Origin of the sequence: Microcoleus sp. Pol8_D6 (genome assembly GCF_036700965.1) — a bacterium.
In the GTDB taxonomy this organism is placed as follows: Bacteria; Cyanobacteriota; Cyanobacteriia; order Cyanobacteriales; family Microcoleaceae; genus Microcoleus.
The window spans coordinates 1-16148 of sequence record NZ_JAUBPW010000021.1 but is presented as its reverse complement, the minus strand read 5'-3'; the positions used below and the strand labels follow the sequence as shown (position 1 = coordinate 16148).

General features: G+C 45.9%; 14 protein-coding genes. 6 read left to right on the top strand and 8 right to left on the bottom strand.

What is annotated here, in order from left to right; translation table 11 throughout:
* Positions 1–91: 91 nt before the first annotated feature.
* Positions 92–1135, bottom strand: a complete 1044-nt coding sequence (locus tag QUA10_RS11000) for an aspartate-semialdehyde dehydrogenase (protein WP_333082861.1) — start codon at positions 1133–1135, stop codon at positions 92–94.
* A gap of 563 nt (positions 1136–1698) precedes the next feature.
* On the opposite strand from QUA10_RS11000, the gene tig reads away from it, so the two are divergent.
* The 3 genes from tig (at position 1699) to clpX (ending at position 5504) form a co-directional block, all read left to right on the top strand.
* Positions 1699–3114 (top strand): trigger factor, encoded by a 1416-nt coding sequence (tig, locus tag QUA10_RS10995; RefSeq protein ID WP_333082862.1) that lies wholly within the window; start codon positions 1699–1701, stop codon positions 3112–3114.
* A gap of 347 nt (positions 3115–3461) precedes the next feature.
* Positions 3462–4151, top strand: coding sequence for an ATP-dependent Clp endopeptidase proteolytic subunit ClpP (gene clpP, locus QUA10_RS10990; protein ID WP_333075055.1), 690 nt, complete (start codon positions 3462–3464; stop codon positions 4149–4151).
* Between the two features lie 9 nt (positions 4152–4160).
* Entirely contained in the window at positions 4161–5504 is a 1344-nt protein-coding gene (clpX, locus tag QUA10_RS10985; protein ID WP_333082863.1) for an ATP-dependent protease ATP-binding subunit ClpX, read from the top strand.
* 221 nt (positions 5505–5725) lie between these two features.
* Here the strand turns inward: clpX and QUA10_RS10980 are convergent, their stop codons facing one another.
* A complete protein-coding gene (locus QUA10_RS10980; RefSeq protein WP_015179197.1) occupies positions 5726–6247 on the bottom strand; it encodes a hypothetical protein in 522 nt (173 codons plus the stop codon).
* A gap of 359 nt (positions 6248–6606) precedes the next feature.
* Positions 6607–8685, bottom strand: a complete 2079-nt coding sequence (locus QUA10_RS10975) for a DNA polymerase III subunit gamma/tau (protein WP_333082864.1) — start codon at positions 8683–8685, stop codon at positions 6607–6609.
* Here QUA10_RS10975 and QUA10_RS10970 point away from each other — a divergent pair.
* The gene (locus tag QUA10_RS10970; protein WP_333086242.1) at positions 8665–8934 is read left to right on the top strand and encodes a hypothetical protein; all 270 of its coding nucleotides are present in this window, start codon (positions 8665–8667) and stop codon (positions 8932–8934) included. The genes QUA10_RS10975 and QUA10_RS10970 overlap by 21 nt on opposite strands.
* A 290-nt stretch (positions 8935–9224) precedes the next feature.
* Complete coding sequence (locus QUA10_RS10965) at positions 9225–10136, top strand: hypothetical protein (protein WP_333082867.1); 912 nt, start codon at positions 9225–9227, stop codon at positions 10134–10136.
* Positions 10137–10153: 17 nt separating this feature from the next.
* Here the strand turns inward: QUA10_RS10965 and QUA10_RS10960 are convergent, their stop codons facing one another.
* The 4 genes from QUA10_RS10960 to QUA10_RS10945 form a co-directional block, all read right to left on the bottom strand.
* Positions 10154–10876: a DevA family ABC transporter ATP-binding protein gene (locus QUA10_RS10960; protein ID WP_333082872.1), complete on the bottom strand. Its 723-nt coding sequence runs from the start codon at positions 10874–10876 to the stop codon at positions 10154–10156.
* A 118-nt stretch (positions 10877–10994) separates the two neighbouring features.
* Complete coding sequence (gene devC / locus QUA10_RS10955; protein ID WP_333082868.1) at positions 10995–12155, bottom strand: ABC transporter permease DevC; 1161 nt, start codon at positions 12153–12155, stop codon at positions 10995–10997.
* Positions 12156–12288: 133 nt separating this feature from the next.
* Positions 12289–13932, bottom strand: coding sequence for an HlyD family efflux transporter periplasmic adaptor subunit (locus tag QUA10_RS10950; RefSeq protein ID WP_333082869.1), 1644 nt, complete (start codon positions 13930–13932; stop codon positions 12289–12291).
* Positions 13933–13998: 66 nt separating this feature from the next.
* The gene (locus QUA10_RS10945) at positions 13999–14736 is read right to left on the bottom strand and encodes a phycocyanobilin:ferredoxin oxidoreductase (RefSeq protein ID WP_333082870.1); all 738 of its coding nucleotides are present in this window, start codon (positions 14734–14736) and stop codon (positions 13999–14001) included.
* A 128-nt stretch (positions 14737–14864) separates the two neighbouring features.
* On the opposite strand from QUA10_RS10945, the gene tatA reads away from it, so the two are divergent.
* The gene (gene tatA, locus QUA10_RS10940) at positions 14865–15056 is read left to right on the top strand and encodes a twin-arginine translocase TatA/TatE family subunit (protein ID WP_006632937.1); all 192 of its coding nucleotides are present in this window, start codon (positions 14865–14867) and stop codon (positions 15054–15056) included.
* 61 nt (positions 15057–15117) lie between these two features.
* Here the strand turns inward: tatA and panB are convergent, their stop codons facing one another.
* Positions 15118–15894 carry a 3-methyl-2-oxobutanoate hydroxymethyltransferase gene (panB, locus tag QUA10_RS10935; RefSeq protein WP_333082871.1) on the bottom strand — a complete coding sequence of 259 codons (777 nt, stop codon included), beginning with the start codon at positions 15892–15894 and terminating at the stop codon, positions 15118–15120.
* Positions 15895–16148: the final 254 nt, after the last annotated feature.

The following is a 16148-nucleotide window of genomic DNA, read 5'->3' as shown; positions in this document are numbered from 1 at the left end:
GACTGTTGATTTTTGATTTTAAATTTTTGATTTCAGATGAACGGTTTATCTAAAATCCCCAATTTGAATTTCCAAATTGCCAGGGTTGCCCCTAATTAGAAGCCACCGCCGCTTGGGTTCGCAACAAATTTTTTTCTACCAGCAACTCAGCTATCTGCACCGCATTTAAAGCCGCCCCTTTGCGAATTTGATCGCCCGACAGCCACATCTCCAACCCGCAGGGGTGAGAAATATCTTGGCGAATCCTGCCAACTAACACCTCATCCTTACCGCTGGCTTCTGCGGGCATCGGGAAATAATTAGCTTGCCAGTCTTCTACCAGCTTAACCCCGCTTGCCTGCTTTAAGATTTCCCTGGCCTCGATCGCGCTAAAAGGCTCTGCAAACTCTAGATTAATCGCTTCCGAATGAGCGCGGAGTACGGGAACCCGCACACAAGTTGCCGTAATTTTAATCTCGTCCGTACCAAATATCTTCCGAGTTTCGTTTACCATTTTCATCTCTTCTTCACAATACCCCAAATCATTAATCGGGGTGTTGTGCGGAAACAAATTAAATGCTAAGGGGTAGGGAAATATATCTGTTTTGGGCGTTTCCCCCTGCAAAATTGCTCTTGCTTGAGCTTTCATTTCCTCCATTGCCCTCGCCCCCGCCCCGCTGGCAGACTGGTAAGTGGCTACAACTATGCGCTGTACCGGCCTAACTTTGTGAAGTGGCCAAACGGCAACTGCCATCAAAATAGTCGTGCAATTGGGATTAGCAATTATACCTCGGTGAGCTGCTACCGCTTGGGGATTGACTTCTGGAACCACTAGCGGTACGGTCGCATCCATGCGGAAAGCGCTAGAATTGTCAATAACCACTGCCCCGGCTGCCACCGCTTGCGGAGCCCATAACTTAGAAGTAGAGCCGCCGGCCGAAGCCAGCACCAGATCTACATTATCAAACGATCGCGCCGAAACTGCTTCTACCTGCAGCATCTCACTGCCAAAAGGCAAAGTTGTGCCTGCTGAACGTTCCGAAGCCAGCAGCTTCAAGTTAGAAATCGGAAAACTCCTGCTGTGCAATAGTTCGAGCAACTCGGCACCGACTGCGCCGGTAGCTCCTAAAATGGCAACTCGATAGGATTGAGACAAATTAGTTTCCTCCGAAAATTAAAGTCTAAACGATCGAAATCAAAAATTTAAATAACTGCAATTCTCAATATCAAACTTAATTAATGTTATGCGATATCAGGAGCATGAGAGGATAGCAATGGTGCAGTTAAGCGAAAAGGCAGATCGAACTTCCCGATTGATCCGGGCGAGCGTACCCAATGCCAGTTTAGCATCTTTTGCCGCTCGCCCACGCCCAATCCGCATCCGGTTAAGTTTTGCGATATATCTGCATTTTCGCAGGCGCATCCATTGACTTTGACTGGCCGCAGAGGTCGGCAAGATTGACATCACAGGGCGATATGTGCTATGGTGCATCGGCAATTAGTGGACTTAACCTCCACATTCCTAGCAGCAAAAGCTAGTATCCTCAAACCAAAACTATTTGGCAAGAGCCAAAAAAGTAGCCGGCAATGACTTACAGTCTCATCCGGTAAAGGTGTTGTAGTTGTGCCGTTACGAGTCAAAGCGTACAAAATTAAAATGCAGGCAAAGTCAGATTTGTATGTATTTTATTACACTATTGTTAAATATCACAAAAGCCGATGAAAGTAACCCAGGAAAAACTTCCAGCTAGCCAAATTGGTCTGGAAATCGAAGTACCGTCAGAAAAGTCAAAACAAGCTTACGAGCAAGTAATTAAACAATTTGCTCGCGAGGTTAATATTCCTGGGTTCCGCAAAGGCAAAGTTCCCCGTCAAGTTTTGCTACAGCGCCTAGGCCAGACTCGCTTGAAAGCGACGGCTTTGGAAAATTTGATCAATGATTCCCTGCAAAAAGCTCTCGAACAAGAAAAAATTGCCGCAATTGGCAGTTTTGAACTTCGCACCGAGTTTGAAGAATTACTAGAGAAGTTCGATCCAGAACAGCCTCTGATTTTTTCGGCGAAGGTTGATGTACAACCCGAAGTGAAAATGGGTCAGTACACAGGTTTGCAGCTTCAAGCAGAAGAAGCTAAGTATGATGAGGCTCAGGTGGATGAGGTACTGGCAAAATATCGATCGGACAAAGCTACTTTAATCCCCGTAGAAGGCCGGCCGGCTCAGTTGGGAGACGTGGCTTTGGTTGATTTCTCCGGTAGATTTGCGGAAGCAGCCGAAGGCGAAACTCCCGCAGAAATTCCTGGTGGCGAAGCAGAAGACTTCCAAGTAGAATTATCGGAAAATCAGTTTGTACCGGGCTTTATCCAAGGCATGATCGGGATGAATCCGGGAGAAACTAGAGAAGTTTCCGTGCAGTTCCCAGATGAGTATAGCAGTGAAGAACTAGCAGGAAAACCGGCAGTCTTTACGATTACCCTTAAAGAACTTAAGGAAAAAGAATTGCCGGAGTTGGACGACGACTTCGCCCAAGAAGTAAGTGAGTTTGAAACTTTAGCAGAACTGCGCGAATCGCTCGAAACTCGGTTTAAAGCAGACCAAGAAAACAAGACATCAGCTAATAAGGAAAAAGCTATATCAGCAGCCCTCGTGCAGCTAATAGACGTGGAAATTCCCGAAACAATGGTCGATCGCGAAATCGATTATTTGTTGAATCAACAAGCCGTCCAATTGAAAAATTACGGCATAGATATCAACCAACTGTTTACCGAAGAAAATATGGGCCCGATGCGGGAACGCTCGCGCCCGGAAGCAATCGAGCGCCTCAAGCAGAATTTAGCTCTGGCAGAAGTAGCCAAGCTGGAATCCTTATCTGTGGAACCAGCAGAAGTAGCAGCCGAAGTAGCAAAAATCAGAAAGCAGTTTCCCAAAGGAGATTTTGACCCCCAAAGGTTGCAGGAATTTGTAGCAGAAGACTTGCTCAAACAAAAAACCCTGAAATGGTTGGAAGAAAAAGGGACAATCGAACTCGTACCTGAAGGCTCTCTGACTCCCGCAGCAGCAGAATCAGAAGAATCAGACGCTGGAGATTCAGCAGAAGCAGCCACGAGCGTCGAAGTGGAAGTCGTAGGCGAAGAATAGAACTTAATGTGTTCAAATGTCCTAATTGGGGGCATGAAATCAACCGTGATTTTAACGGCGCACCTGATCCTTAACTACAAGCTCCGGGTGCGCCTGAGCCTTACTAAAAGCTCGCGGTGTCCACTAGAAGCAGCGAGGATTTACCAGTAAGTATTTTAACTCATTCACCCTGCGAGCCTAGCTAGTCAATCCAGCGTTGCGCCCAGCGCAGAAAGCAATTTCAAAACTCAAAACTCCCCATTCCCCCGATATCCGTTCAGAAGAGGCATAATAGTTAAAAGCTGGCGGCTTAATTTAAAGCTTTCATCAGCAGCAGCAAATTGTCTAGAATCCTTGACTGGTGTCTTATGGTTGTATCTCAATCTTCCAATTACCTAATTACAAGCTATAACGATTTTGATGTCAGTTCCAGCCCCAGCAATGTAGTGCCGATGGTACTAGAACAGTCGGGGATGGGTGAGCGGGCTTTTGACATTTACTCGCGCTTGCTGCGGGAGCGAATTGTGTTTTTAGGAACTCCCGTAACCGACGAAGTTGCTGACTCGATAGTGGCTCAGCTATTGTATCTGGATGCCGAAGACCCAGAAAAAGATGTCCAAATGTACATAAATTCCCCCGGCGGCTCGGTGACAGCCGGGATGGCAATTTATGACACAATGCAGCAAATCCGCCCGGATGTGGTAACGATTTGTTACGGTTTGGCAGCGAGTATGGGCGCATTTCTACTGACAGCAGGAGCCCACGGTAAGCGGATGTCTCTTCCGAGTTCCCGGATTATGATCCACCAGCCGCTTGGAGGCGCTCAAGGTCAAGCAGTGGATATTGAGATTCAAGCCAAAGAAATCCTTTATCATAAGCGTAAGCTGAATCAACTGCTAGCGCACCACACAGGTCAACCGATCGACAAATTAGAGGCGGATACAGAGCGTGACTTTTTTATGTCAGCCGAGGAAGCCAAAAATTACGGTTTGGTCGATCGAGTTATCGCTAAAGAAAACCTTCCGGCGGCGGGAGAGAATGTCACTGCACTGAATTAAGAGGCTGTTATGTCTAAGTACGACTCCCATCTAAAATGTTCGTTTTGTGGCAAGTCTCAAGAGCAAGTACGCAAGTTGATCGCAGGGCCCGGGGTGTATATCTGCGACGAATGCGTAGACTTGTGCAATGAAATTTTAGATGAGGAGTTGTTTGATTCGAGTGCAGTGCCTGCTGCTGCGGTGGCTCCGAAGCAGGAAACGACGCCAAAGCGCCGCGGTACCTCGGGCAAAAGTATGTCGATGAGCCAAATTCCCAAGCCGAGGGAAATTAAAAATTACCTCGACGAAAACGCGATCGGGCAAAATGAGGCGAAAAAAGTGCTCTCGGTGGCTGTTTACAACCACTACAAGCGCCTCAGCTTTATCCATGCCAAAAATAGCGGCAAGCACCCGCCGGAAGAAGTAGAACTACAAAAATCGAATATTTTGTTAATCGGGCCGACGGGCTGCGGAAAAACTCTGCTGGCTCAGACTTTGGCGGATATGCTGGACGTGCCGTTTGCGGTGGCTGACGCGACGACGCTGACGGAAGCAGGCTATGTCGGGGAAGATGTGGAAAATATTTTGCTGCGGCTGCTGCAAGTGGCAGATATGGACGTGGAAGAGGCGCAGCGCGGAATTATTTATATTGATGAAATTGACAAAATAGCCCGCAAGAGCGAAAATCCTTCGATTACGCGGGATGTGTCGGGTGAAGGCGTGCAGCAGGCGCTGCTGAAAATGCTGGAGGGGACGATCGCCAATGTACCTCCCCAAGGCGGCCGCAAGCATCCCTACCAAGACTGCATCCAAATTGATACCAGCAATATCATGTTTATCTGCGGCGGTGCTTTTGTCGGTCTAGAGAAAGTGATAGAGCAGAGAACGGGTAAAAAGTCAATGGGTTTTATTCAGCCCGGAGAAGCTCAGCCGAAGGAAAAGCGGGCTGCTGATGTACTCAAGCAACTGGAACCGGATGATTTGGTGAAGTTTGGGATGATTCCTGAGTTTATTGGGCGGGTGCCTGTGGCGGCGGTGTTGGAACCGCTGGATGAGGAAACGCTGATGGCGATTTTGACGGAACCCCGAAATGCTTTGGTTAAGCAGTATCAAAAGCTGCTGAAGATGGATAATGTGCAGTTGGACTTTAAGCCAGAGGCGATTCGGGCGATCGCGCAGGAAGCATACCGCCGCAAAACTGGAGCACGGGCGCTGCGTGGAATTGTCGAAGAATTGATGTTGGATGTGATGTACGAGTTGCCGTCGCGCAAGGATGTTGCTCGGTGTACGATTACTAAGGAAATGGTCGAGAAGCGATCGACCGCCGAGTTGTTGGTACTTCCGTCTTCGCTGCCCAAGCCAGAGTCGGCTTAAGTTCAGATATTTTACTATTCTCGTGGAACAGGCATCGTGCCTGTTCCACAAAAATTAAATTTTCTTGGGGGGTGGGTTCTTATAGCCCGCTCTAAAGCATTATTTAACGAAATCAGCGCAACGAGAGACTAAAGAATCAAGTATGAAATCTATTTGTGGAAAGGAGGAAAAGTCGGGCAAAGCTAGGGAGGGACAGAATTGAATTTTTAGTCATTTCGGGTTTAACCTCGATAATCGGGTTTCAATCGTTTCAGACTTTTTTTGCTAATCGGAAAACACACATTAAGGGATCGATGTCCTTGGTAAGTATCAGTGAATTTCCATTCTAAAATTAAAGCTCCTACAATCAAGCAACCATTAGCAACATAAGACACAGTGTCTTGAATACCCAATTTACTTTTCTCTACACCCCACCAATTTTCACAATCGTGTTTCAACCCATAACTTGAATCTTCATAATTAAACGATTTGATCAAGTCTAATTGACTCAGCCAATATCTAGAGCGATAAATTTGGTCAAGATAATATTTATCATTCCAATTTTCGATTTGCCAAAGCTTAAATTCACTCGCCGCTGTCCCCATTCTAATTTTGTAATCGCGGTATTGTTGTTCAGTCTGAAAATACCCATCAACAGTTAACCAAGGATGTTTTTTAACTACGGTCAACACTCTCTTCCATTCCGATTCAAAATCAATTGCTAATAAAAAAGGAAAATCGTATTCGCTCAAAATTTTTCTCATTTTTTATCTACCTCAACAGGACGGCACGTATTATTATAGCAATTAAGATAACTGGTGCTGCAAGCCTAGCCCAAAACAAGGTTTCTTTAAGTTCCGAAGCTATAAAATCCCAGATACCAACAGATATCCACAGCATAATACCTACCAGACTCAAAATAGCGGAGAGCGACATACTCGGCGGAAACCCTGAAAACAGTTTTATAATAGCAACAGCCTTGGCGGTTATGGCATAAACTGGATTTTGACTGCGGAGCGTTGTGGAACAGGCCGGAGAGCCCGTTCCTAAGAATAGTGCAAGATGTAAGATCAACTGGACTTAATATTATATGTCAAGCCAATTCCCAATGCCCAATTCCCATTTACCAATCTATAAAATCATCCTCACCTAACTCAGAAGATAACTCGGGAAAATCCGGTTCCGATTCCAATCTAAAAGTTTCCGCCTCCCAAATCTCCAAGTCATCAGACAAATCGACTACTTCCCCGTTAAACATATCAGCCAATTGCCTAGCCGTATTCGCGACATATTGAGCGTCATCACGCACCGCTATAGCCTGAGCGTTAAAGTCATTTTGAGATTCTGTAGAGCCGTTTGTGGGCGATCGCGATTCGGAAATTAGGGGCACATTAACGGCGGTATTTTCAGGCGCTGGCAGGTGTTTTTGTTCTTCTCCCCTATTCCCCAAAAAATCATCTGTAATCTCCGAACTCGCCGAGTTCTGCACCTGTTGGTCGACATCATCCGCAGGATGAGAATTCCTGGGATTTTCGCCAACACGTCCGTTAGAACTTGGCAAATCCTTAGCGCGGGAATTATTAGTTTCAGCGGGATTTGTCAATCCCACTTTTACTGTTACTCGACGGTTAAAAATTTGCAAAAAAGCTTCTTCAATATTAGCTACTTTGTCTTTAACCATATTCAGCAACGGCTGGGAACTAATCTTAACATGAGCAGTATTATTGCTAAAAATTACTAGCTGTCCATGTTGGCGAAGCAGCGATTGAGTTCCATGCGGCCGCACGCGGTCAAGTACCTGTTCCCACACTCGATTTAAATCGATTTCATCGGCTGAATTAGTCGGTAAATAATTTGTTTGATTCGTTTCAGGAGTTGGTACAGGTGCGGGAATTGGTGCAGGAGGTGGGCTTTCTGTTCGATTAGCCACAGGCGGCGACTGAGGCGGATGATTTTGCGAATTGGGAACTGCAGATTGTTCAATATGAGATGTCTGACTCCCCCCCGATTGTAGGGGCGGTGCCCCCGTGCCCGCCCTGGGTTGGGAGGGGTGAATTTGTGATGGAGCAACATTTTTCGCTGGTTCGGCTGTTGTTTGCTGCTGAGTTCTAATTGCTGAGGGCAACAATCCCAATAGCGTTACTTCCAGCCACAAACGCGGCTGAGTAGTGTTTTTAATTTGCACTTCGTGGGTTTGCAAATGTTTCTGACCTGCCAAAATCAACTCCGCATCCCAATGGCGGGCAAAATCCCCCAGTTTTTCCCAAGTTGCCGATGTTAAAGCTACTAAATCTGACCGTTTCGGTGCAGCTTTGGCTATTAGCAAATCTCGGTAAAAGCTCGCGAGACTTTGCAGCACGATTAGCGGTTCCCGACCGCGATCCATGAGATGGCGGGTCATGTCTATTAATGCTGTAGCGTTATCTGTATCAATAGCTTGCAGCAAATCCATTAAATCATTTTCAGGAACTGCACCGACTAAATCCCAAACTTTTTCGACTGTTACTTCACCCTGAAATAAGCTTAGTTGGTCGAGCAAACTTTCGGCATCTCGGAGACCTCCTTGGGCGATTTGAGCTACCATTTGTACTGCATCGCTGGCAATATTGATATTTTCTAATTTGGCAATTTTGTGCAAATGAGCAATCATTGCATCGAGGGGGATGCGGCGAAAGTCGAACTTTTGGCAACGAGAAATAATAGTTGGCAATACTCTTTGTGGGTCGGTTGTTGCGAGAACGAATACAACGCGATCTGGCGGTTCTTCTAGGGTTTTTAATAAGGCGTTAAATGCCTGGGTACTGAGCATATGAACTTCGTCGATTACATATACTTTATAGCGGCATTGTACGGGAGCAAATTGAGCTCTTTCGATTAAATCCCGAATGTTATCTACTCCGGTGTTGCTGGCGGCGTCAATTTCGATGACATCTAGTGTGGAACCTCGGGCAATTTCTTGGCAAACGTTGCATTTGCCACAGGGTGTGGGGGTGGGGGCAACCGTAGAAATACAGTTGAGAGATTTGGCGAAAATTCTGGCACTAGAGGTTTTACCGGTGCCTCTGGGGCCGGTGAATAGATATGCTGGTGCTATGCGCTCTTGTAGGATGGCGCTGGTGAGGGTTTGAGCGATCGCCTCTTGACCGACTAATTCGGCAAATGTCTGAGGGCGATATTTGTGGTGCAGGGGTTCGTAGGTCACGATCGAATATTGGTGGTATTAGCTGTAATCTTAGCTAAGGAGACGTTGTTCGATCGCAAAGAGAGCTCGACTTTGACAGCACGCCGCCAGGTCGGCTGGCACGGCGAGAGTCAGCCAACAGTAGGAATTAGCACCCTCCCAACGTCCGCCCCTCGATCGTCCGGGCGATCGACTGTTCTGCTTGATGTTTTCCGCTGCTCGCTCCCAGAGTTACTATTAATTTATGTGTATTTCTTTTTATTTTTCTAGAAACGGAGACCGCCGAACAAACATTTTTTTTAGCAATATTGGTATAATATATTACAGACAATTCACCATTTCTATTGGCCAGTGCCAGCGCGGGATTTTCCAATATTTCGGGAAGCTGCTTGCAGTTAAAGATAAAGTATTAATTAGAGGGTGCGTGCTCCAGTTGCAGAAATCCAGTTGTACCAAGATGATGGTGGAATGATGTCAATGTTGGTTGATCCAGTTGCACTACCAGCTCTACTCTGGAGTCCTGTAGAAATATAGCGTCAAATTTTACCCTTTAAAAGCCCATGTCAACCCAAATAATCCTTGTAGAACCAAGGTTGGCAGTAGCCTCTCCCAAACCTAAACAGGCTAAACCCGGAGATCCGTCCTCAGACCAACTCTTAATGGGAGGGTCGGGATTACTGTTGTTATTGCTTATCGGTTTAGCGGTGTTTACCAAGCTAAAACTCGACGATTTGAGCAAAAAGCTCAAATTTGAGGAGTTTAGAAATCGAGAACTCCAGAAAAAATACAAAATGGCTCTGGAAACCATGTTAAAGATGGAAAAGAATCCCGACCTTATCCACTCACGAGACTTTAATTTAGACTACCTGAGAATGCGAATGGCGGAAGAAGTATTTCACTTTGCCATTGTGAACCAGATCAAGGTAAAAGTTAAAGAAAAAATTAGTATTGCCCTGCGTCCGACTCAGGCAGCAGTGGGAGATAAAAACGGGAATGCGGGCAGTGGCAGGCAAGTGGATTCGATGTTTGATATCGAATACGAAACTGGCGATCCGGCGGTAAAAATAGAAAAACGAGTGCTGTTTCGGATTCAAATTAAGCTGATGAAACTGCCGACTCAGGCAACCTCAGCAACAATTAATCAAATTATTGACTGTTTGGAAACTTATCTGAGTCCTTCAGACGACCACGACAGTTGGCAGCCGACAATTCAAGGTCGCATCGTTCATATTGAGTGGGATCAAAAAGCCAAGCCGACGCCGATGTTGGTGTTGGAACAGTCGAATGAAGGGGTGAATGTTACCTTTAGGACTACGAGAACGCCGGCCGGCAGACCTACCAATGCCAATGATAGCCAATTGGTAGGAGCTAAGGGTCAAAAAAGTGGCAAAAGTAGTTCTAAAACTCCAGCCAAAGGTGCAACGAAAAGTCCTGCCAAGGTAGGAGCAAAGCGTCCCGGTTCTCGGAAATAAGTTTAGGTGGGTTAATATTATTTTCCCGAAAGAACGCCAGTTGCCGCCGTTGTTGATGTATCTTGTGCGAGGTAGCCGTCTTCCATGTGAATAATGCGATCGGCTATATCTAAAATGCGGTTGTCGTGGGTGACAAGCAAAATAGTACAGTGCTGTTCTTTAGCCAAACCTCGCATAATTTCTACCACATCTCGACCTGATTTACTGTCTAGGGCTGCTGTGGGTTCGTCTGCTAATACTAATTTCGGCTGGCTGACTAATGCGCGGGCGATCGCAACTCTTTGTTTCTGCCCGCCAGAAAGGCTGTCCGGGTAATAATCTATTCTTTCTCCCAAGCCTACAGCTTGCAGCATTTCCTCTATTTTATCATTAGTTTCTTGGGGAGAAAGATGACTGTGCAGTTCTAAAGACATTTGCACATTTTGCCTAGCTGTCAAGCATTTGAGCAAATTGTGAGCTTGGAAAATATAGCCGATGTCCCGCCGGACTTTAACTAATTTATTTTTCGGCGTTCCCCGCAATTCTTGGCCAAGAATTTTAAGACTACCTTCTTGGATCGATCGCAAAGCTCCAATCAAGGTTAACAATGTGGTTTTACCAGACCCGGAAGGCCCAGTCATCAGCACGATTTCACCCGGATAAATTTCGAGGTTGATGTCAAATAATGTCTGTTTGCGAAGTTGTCCTTCGCCGAAGGAATGATTGAGATTTTTAATTGAGACAACTGGTAAAGTATTCATTCGTAATTTATACTTGGTAATTGGTAATTCCTTCTTCCCTCTTCCTTCTTCCTTCTTCCTGACATCCGTGACATCCGTGACATCCGTTACAGAATCCGTTGCCGAACTTCTTTCTTCCTTAAAAAATATCCGCCGGGTCAGCCGCCTGCAACTTCCTAACAGCGATCGCCCCCGACACAGAACACATGACAACTGTCATAATAAAAACAGTCATAGCTTTCGCCAAAGTCATATACATCGGCAAACTCGTAGCACTTCTCCCTAAATTGTACAGCACCAAAGAAACTCCAAACCCTGGCAAATAGCCAAGAATTGCCAAAATCAAAGCCTCTTGAAACACCACACCCAAAAAGTAAATATCCTTATATCCCATCGCCTTCAGCGTCGCGTATTCCGGCAAGTGGTCGGTAACATCAGTATAAAGAATTTGATAAACAATCACAATCCCAACGATAAATCCCATTGCCGCGCCGAGAGTGAAAACAAATCCGATTGATGTACTTTCCTGCCAATATTTTTTTTCAAAATCTACAAACTCTTCTTTAGTAGAAATTCTCACATCTTTTGGCAAAGTTGCCCTCATTTTATCAACAACAGCCTTAACATCTGTTCCCGGCTGCAAGTGAACAATACCTATATCGATTAAACCTCTTGTTCTCCGCGTCGAAAAAATTCGCATAAAGTTCAAATCGCTGGTGACAAGATTTCCGTCGGCACCGAAAGAGGCCCCTATAGTAAATAAACCATCTACCCTAACGCGGCGATTGTCAACTTCAGTTTCAACAACTTTTCCCTGTTTAAAATATTCTGCTACCGGCCCAAACTCCGGGCGGGAAGCTTGGTCAAATAAAACCACATCCGAAATTTTGATTTTGTCCAAATTATTTTGGATTTCAGGCAGATCAAAGATGGGATGAGCGGGGTCAAAACCGATTACCATCAATTGGCGGGTATTGCGCTGGTTGGGGTCAGGATTTTTCCACAATCCAAAGCCTAAATATACCGGGCTGATTGCTGTAACGCCGTCAAAACTCAAAGCTTGATACAAGCGACGCTGGGGAAAACTTTTCATGGCTATTAAAGCCGTTGACTGAGTGCTGGTGATAAAAATATCCCCTTTTAACTTCGAGTGAAAGGTGATGGAGCTTTCAAATAGCGCGTCTCTAAACCCGAACTGCATAAACATTAGCAAGTCGGCGAACCCAATGCCTGCTAGTGCGACGGCTAAGCGCATTTTTTCGCGGGTTAATTGTGCCCAAGCTAGTGGTATTTTTGCCATACAATGAAGGAAGAAGGAAGAAGGAAGAAGGAAGAACGAAGAGGGAAGAACGAAGGAGGAAGAGGGAAGAACGAGTAATGAGTAACAAGCTCGATCGCTCCTGTGACCAATTACCAATTACCAATTACCGATTTTAAATGTCTATTTTCACTTCAACCTGCAAGTTTGTTAGGGCTGCAACTTTCTTGCTAGATTCTGGATTGAGGCGAATTCTTACTTCGATAACTCTCGCGTCAGTGTCGGCGGCGGGGTCTGTATTGAGGACATCTTTTTTGCCGATTTGTTTGCCGATGCGATCGACTGTTCCTTCCACAGTGCCTGCAAATACGGGGCTGCTGACGGTAGCCCGCTGGCCTTGTCGCACTTTGGCGATGTCGGTTTCGTAAACTTCTGCTACGGCGTACATTTGGTCGGTGCCGCCTAGTTCTACGATGCCATCTTGAGTGTTGACACGTTCTCCTTGTCGGCTGTGAACTTTGAGGATGTAGCCGGATACGGGTGCTTTGATGTAACTTAAGTTTAAGTCTACTTGAGCTTTTTGTTTGGTGGCGATCGCACTTTCGACGGCGGCTTGGGCGGCTTGCACGTCTTCGGGACGGACTTCGGCAATTTGGTCTAGATTTGCTTTGGCTTGATTGATTTGTTCTTGGCCTGTTTCTGCTTTTTGTTTGAGTATTGCTTCGGCTTGATTGATTTCTTCTCTACCAGTTTCTATCTTTTGATTTAAGGTGGCTCTGGCTTGGTTAATTTCCTGCCTGCCTGTTTCTAACTTGCGTCTGAGATTGGCGCGGGATTGATTAATTTCCTGCTTGCCTGTTTCTACTGTTTGTTTGATTGTTGCTTTGGTTTCGACTATTTGCTCTTGCAGTGTTTGCACTGTTTTTTCTAATACAGCTTGCGCTTCTTTTACTCTCTGGCGAGCCGTCTCTGCTGCTAAGCGTTTGGTATCGTAGGCGGAAGCAGAAATTGCGCCTGTTTGGGAGAGTTCTTTATTGCGTTGTTCCTCGGCTTCGGCGTTTTTCAATTCGGCTTTTAGCCGATCGACTGTAGCGTTTTGAGAGGCAATTTCGCCGCGCAATTGAGCTTCTAGCCTAGCCAATTTGGATTGCTGCACCTCTGTTTCTCTTTCTAGTTGTGCCTCCAATTTGGCAAGATTAGCTTGTTCGGCTTCGGTTTCTCTTTGAAGTTGTGCCTCGAATTTTGCGACGTTAGCTTGTTCGGCTTCGGTTTCTCTTCGCAGTTGAGCTTCTAAGCGGGCGATATTGGCTGCTTCGCCTTCGGTTTCTCTTTGCACTTGTGCTTCAAACTTGGCAACTTCTGCTTTTTGAGCGCCGACAACCCCTGTTTTTGCGCCTGCTTGAATTTTCGCTAATTCTGCTTGTTTGACTTTGACTTCTTTGTCGGCTTGTTGGAGGATTGCTTGGAGCCGATCGCGCGTATCGAGAACTGCTATGATTTGTCCTTGACTGACTCGATCGCCCTCTTCCACCTGCAACTGTTCAATTCTTGCTCCCTCCGACGCCGAAGGGGCTGACAATTTGATAACTTCCCCCTGCGGAGTCAACCTACCCAAAGCGGTAACACTGTTGCGGGTGGCGACGGAAGTTGCAGCAGCCGCACCAGCCGCCGCCTTTAACTCTTCGGCTTTTCTAATTTGAGATACTTGCCAAAAACCGACTCCTGTGGTAATGAGAGTTGCAGCGATCGCTAAACCGATGATTCCTCGCCCTGGGGGTTTTAAAAATGATTTATCCTTGACCCGTGATTCCTTTACCATTACTTATAAAGTAGGTGATTTCCTAATTAAGTTTTGTCCACCTACTATATTGTAAACACATTTAAGCTATTTAGGGATATCAAAAAGCACCTCGGTCATGTAATGTTCGGCCCAATCTTGACCGAAAGCTTTTTCCAGTACGCGGCGGGTTTTGTCGTTTTGCTGCTGCTGGGTGCAGTAGTAAATTTGAGCGTCGAGAATTTCCGATGCTTCGGCGGCAGAGACAGGTTCGGAAGCGACTGCCTGTTTGCAGTGAATTTCAACGTAGGATTCAACAATATCCAAAAACCGACTGTTTTCTTCGATCGACTCTGGCCGCACAAACAGACAAAATTCTGAGAAAATATCCCCCCATTCGGGAATTTGGCGGGGACAAGAAAATTGCTTGATCGGCAATATTGCCAGTTGGGTTCGGTAGGTTTCCGACAAAGTTCGATCTCGATTGAGGGGAGAAAGGTCTGCGATCGCGGCGCTAACTTGGCCTTTGCCTGCTACGATATCCGTACCGAACATCGGCAAAGCATAATTCGGTCTGGGAAACATCACGCAGTGCAGAATGTCAAGCAAGGGGCCGACTTTAGCGAGTTCGAGGTGTATTTTGCGGAACTGGGGCGTTTGATAGCAGCGGTTTTCAATGATCAGTTTTTCTCCTTCCAAGCGGCCTTCTACGTATCCCAACTCAGCGGGCAGGTGGTAGGGTTCGAGGTCGAGATAGCGATGCCATACTGCTTCCATCCGATCGGCTAAATCGCGGATGAGATGGTGCTGTTGGTCGCGCAGAGAAGGCTGGGATATTTCTAACATTCTTATTTATCGGGGGATAGCTTAATAAAACTTGATTCTACTGTTGCAAGATGCAGGAAAAAAGGTAGATACTTTAACAATATCAGTAGATTGACTTACGAGCGAGCAAGTTTTACAGGAGATTTTGTATGTTTGGTCTGGGATTGCCCGAAATGGGCATTATTGCGGTGGTTGCCATACTAATTTTTGGCCCCAAGAAGATTCCTGAGTTAGGAAATGCTTTGGGCAAAACGTTGCGGAGTTTTAAGGAAGGGGTTGGTCAATCTGAGGATGAAGCTGTTGAGAAGGATAAAGAGGAAGAGGGCCAGCCGAAAGTGTAAATTAGGTTTGTAGTGAGGATTTTAGTCCTTCTTTTTAAGGGTTCATGTCCTCACTACGAAGCTATTCGGGAAATTTGCCTTCTCTAACTTCAAGGGAATAATCTTTCACAGCTTGGGTAATTGTTTCTCGCAAATTGGCGTAAGCTTTTGCAAAAGGTGGCTGTTTTTCGGAAAGTCCCAACAAATCGGAAGTAACTAAAACTTGACCGTCGCAGTGCGGCCCGGCCCCGATACCAATTGTCGGAATAGTTAGTTTTTGGGTAATTTGAGCGGCTAAGTCTGCGGGAATGTGTTCTAGCACGATCGCAAAGGCACCGGCTTCTTGAAGGGCGATCGACTCTGCTAAGATGCGATCGGCTGCTTCGGTCGTTTTTCCTTGTTTTTTGTAGCCGAGTTGATGTACCGACTGCGGAGTTAAACCAACGTGCCCCATCACCGGAATTCCGGCGGATGTTAGCTGCGAAACCGTGGCAGCCATTGCTGGATATCCACCTTCTAATTTTACAGCTTGAGCGCCAGTTTCTTTCAAAACTCTCCCCGCCGAGTGCATGGCTTGCTGGGGACTTTCTTGGTAAGTCAAAAACGGCAAATCGACAACAATTAATCCTTGTTTAACTCCGCGACGCACTGCTTTAGCGTGGTGCAGCATTTCATCGAGGGTTATGGGTAGGGTTGTCTCGTAGCCTAAGACTGTCATGGCGAGGGAATCGCCGACTAGGATGATATCTACGCCTGCTTGATCGAGGAGTTGGGCGATCGCATAATCATAAGCTGTCAGGGCAACAATTGACCGTCCTTGTTGTTTCCACTGAATTAATTGATGAGTCGTGACTGACATTTTAGTGCAAAACTATAATATTATCTCCCGCTATTACTTATGATATCAAATTCGGGCGATCGTAGATTATATTATCGATCATTCTGCCATTGAAATCGCTTAAGAGTCAAACTTTCGTTCCAGCAGAGGGGGACGAACAGTAAGAGGAGAAAATTAGAGAAATTTTATACGCGAATATAATACCACTTCTCCAAAAATATGCTACAATAGCACTTCTAGCAAAAGGACGATTGTATGAAAGTAAATTACCAAGA

Bases quoted from the DNA above. Each gene is read 5' to 3' on its own strand.
- tig (WP_333082862.1), top strand. From the start codon at position 1,699: ATGAAAGTAACCCAGGAAAAACTTCCAGCTAGCCAAATTGGTCTGGAA.
- clpP (WP_333075055.1), top strand. From the start codon at position 3,462: ATGGTTGTATCTCAATCTTCCAATTACCTAATTACAAGCTATAACGAT.
- clpX (WP_333082863.1), top strand. From the start codon at position 4,161: ATGTCTAAGTACGACTCCCATCTAAAATGTTCGTTTTGTGGCAAGTCT.
- QUA10_RS10980 (WP_015179197.1), bottom strand. From the start codon at position 6,247: ATGAGAAAAATTTTGAGCGAATACGATTTTCCTTTTTTATTAGCAATT.
- QUA10_RS10965 (WP_333082867.1), top strand. From the start codon at position 9,225: ATGTCAACCCAAATAATCCTTGTAGAACCAAGGTTGGCAGTAGCCTCT.
- QUA10_RS10960 (WP_333082872.1), bottom strand. From the start codon at position 10,876: ATGAATACTTTACCAGTTGTCTCAATTAAAAATCTCAATCATTCCTTC.
- devC (WP_333082868.1), bottom strand. From the start codon at position 12,155: ATGGCAAAAATACCACTAGCTTGGGCACAATTAACCCGCGAAAAAATG.
- QUA10_RS10950 (WP_333082869.1), bottom strand. From the start codon at position 13,932: ATGGTAAAGGAATCACGGGTCAAGGATAAATCATTTTTAAAACCCCCA.
- QUA10_RS10945 (WP_333082870.1), bottom strand. From the start codon at position 14,736: ATGTTAGAAATATCCCAGCCTTCTCTGCGCGACCAACAGCACCATCTC.
- tatA (WP_006632937.1), top strand. From the start codon at position 14,865: ATGTTTGGTCTGGGATTGCCCGAAATGGGCATTATTGCGGTGGTTGCC.
- panB (WP_333082871.1), bottom strand. From the start codon at position 15,894: ATGTCAGTCACGACTCATCAATTAATTCAGTGGAAACAACAAGGACGG.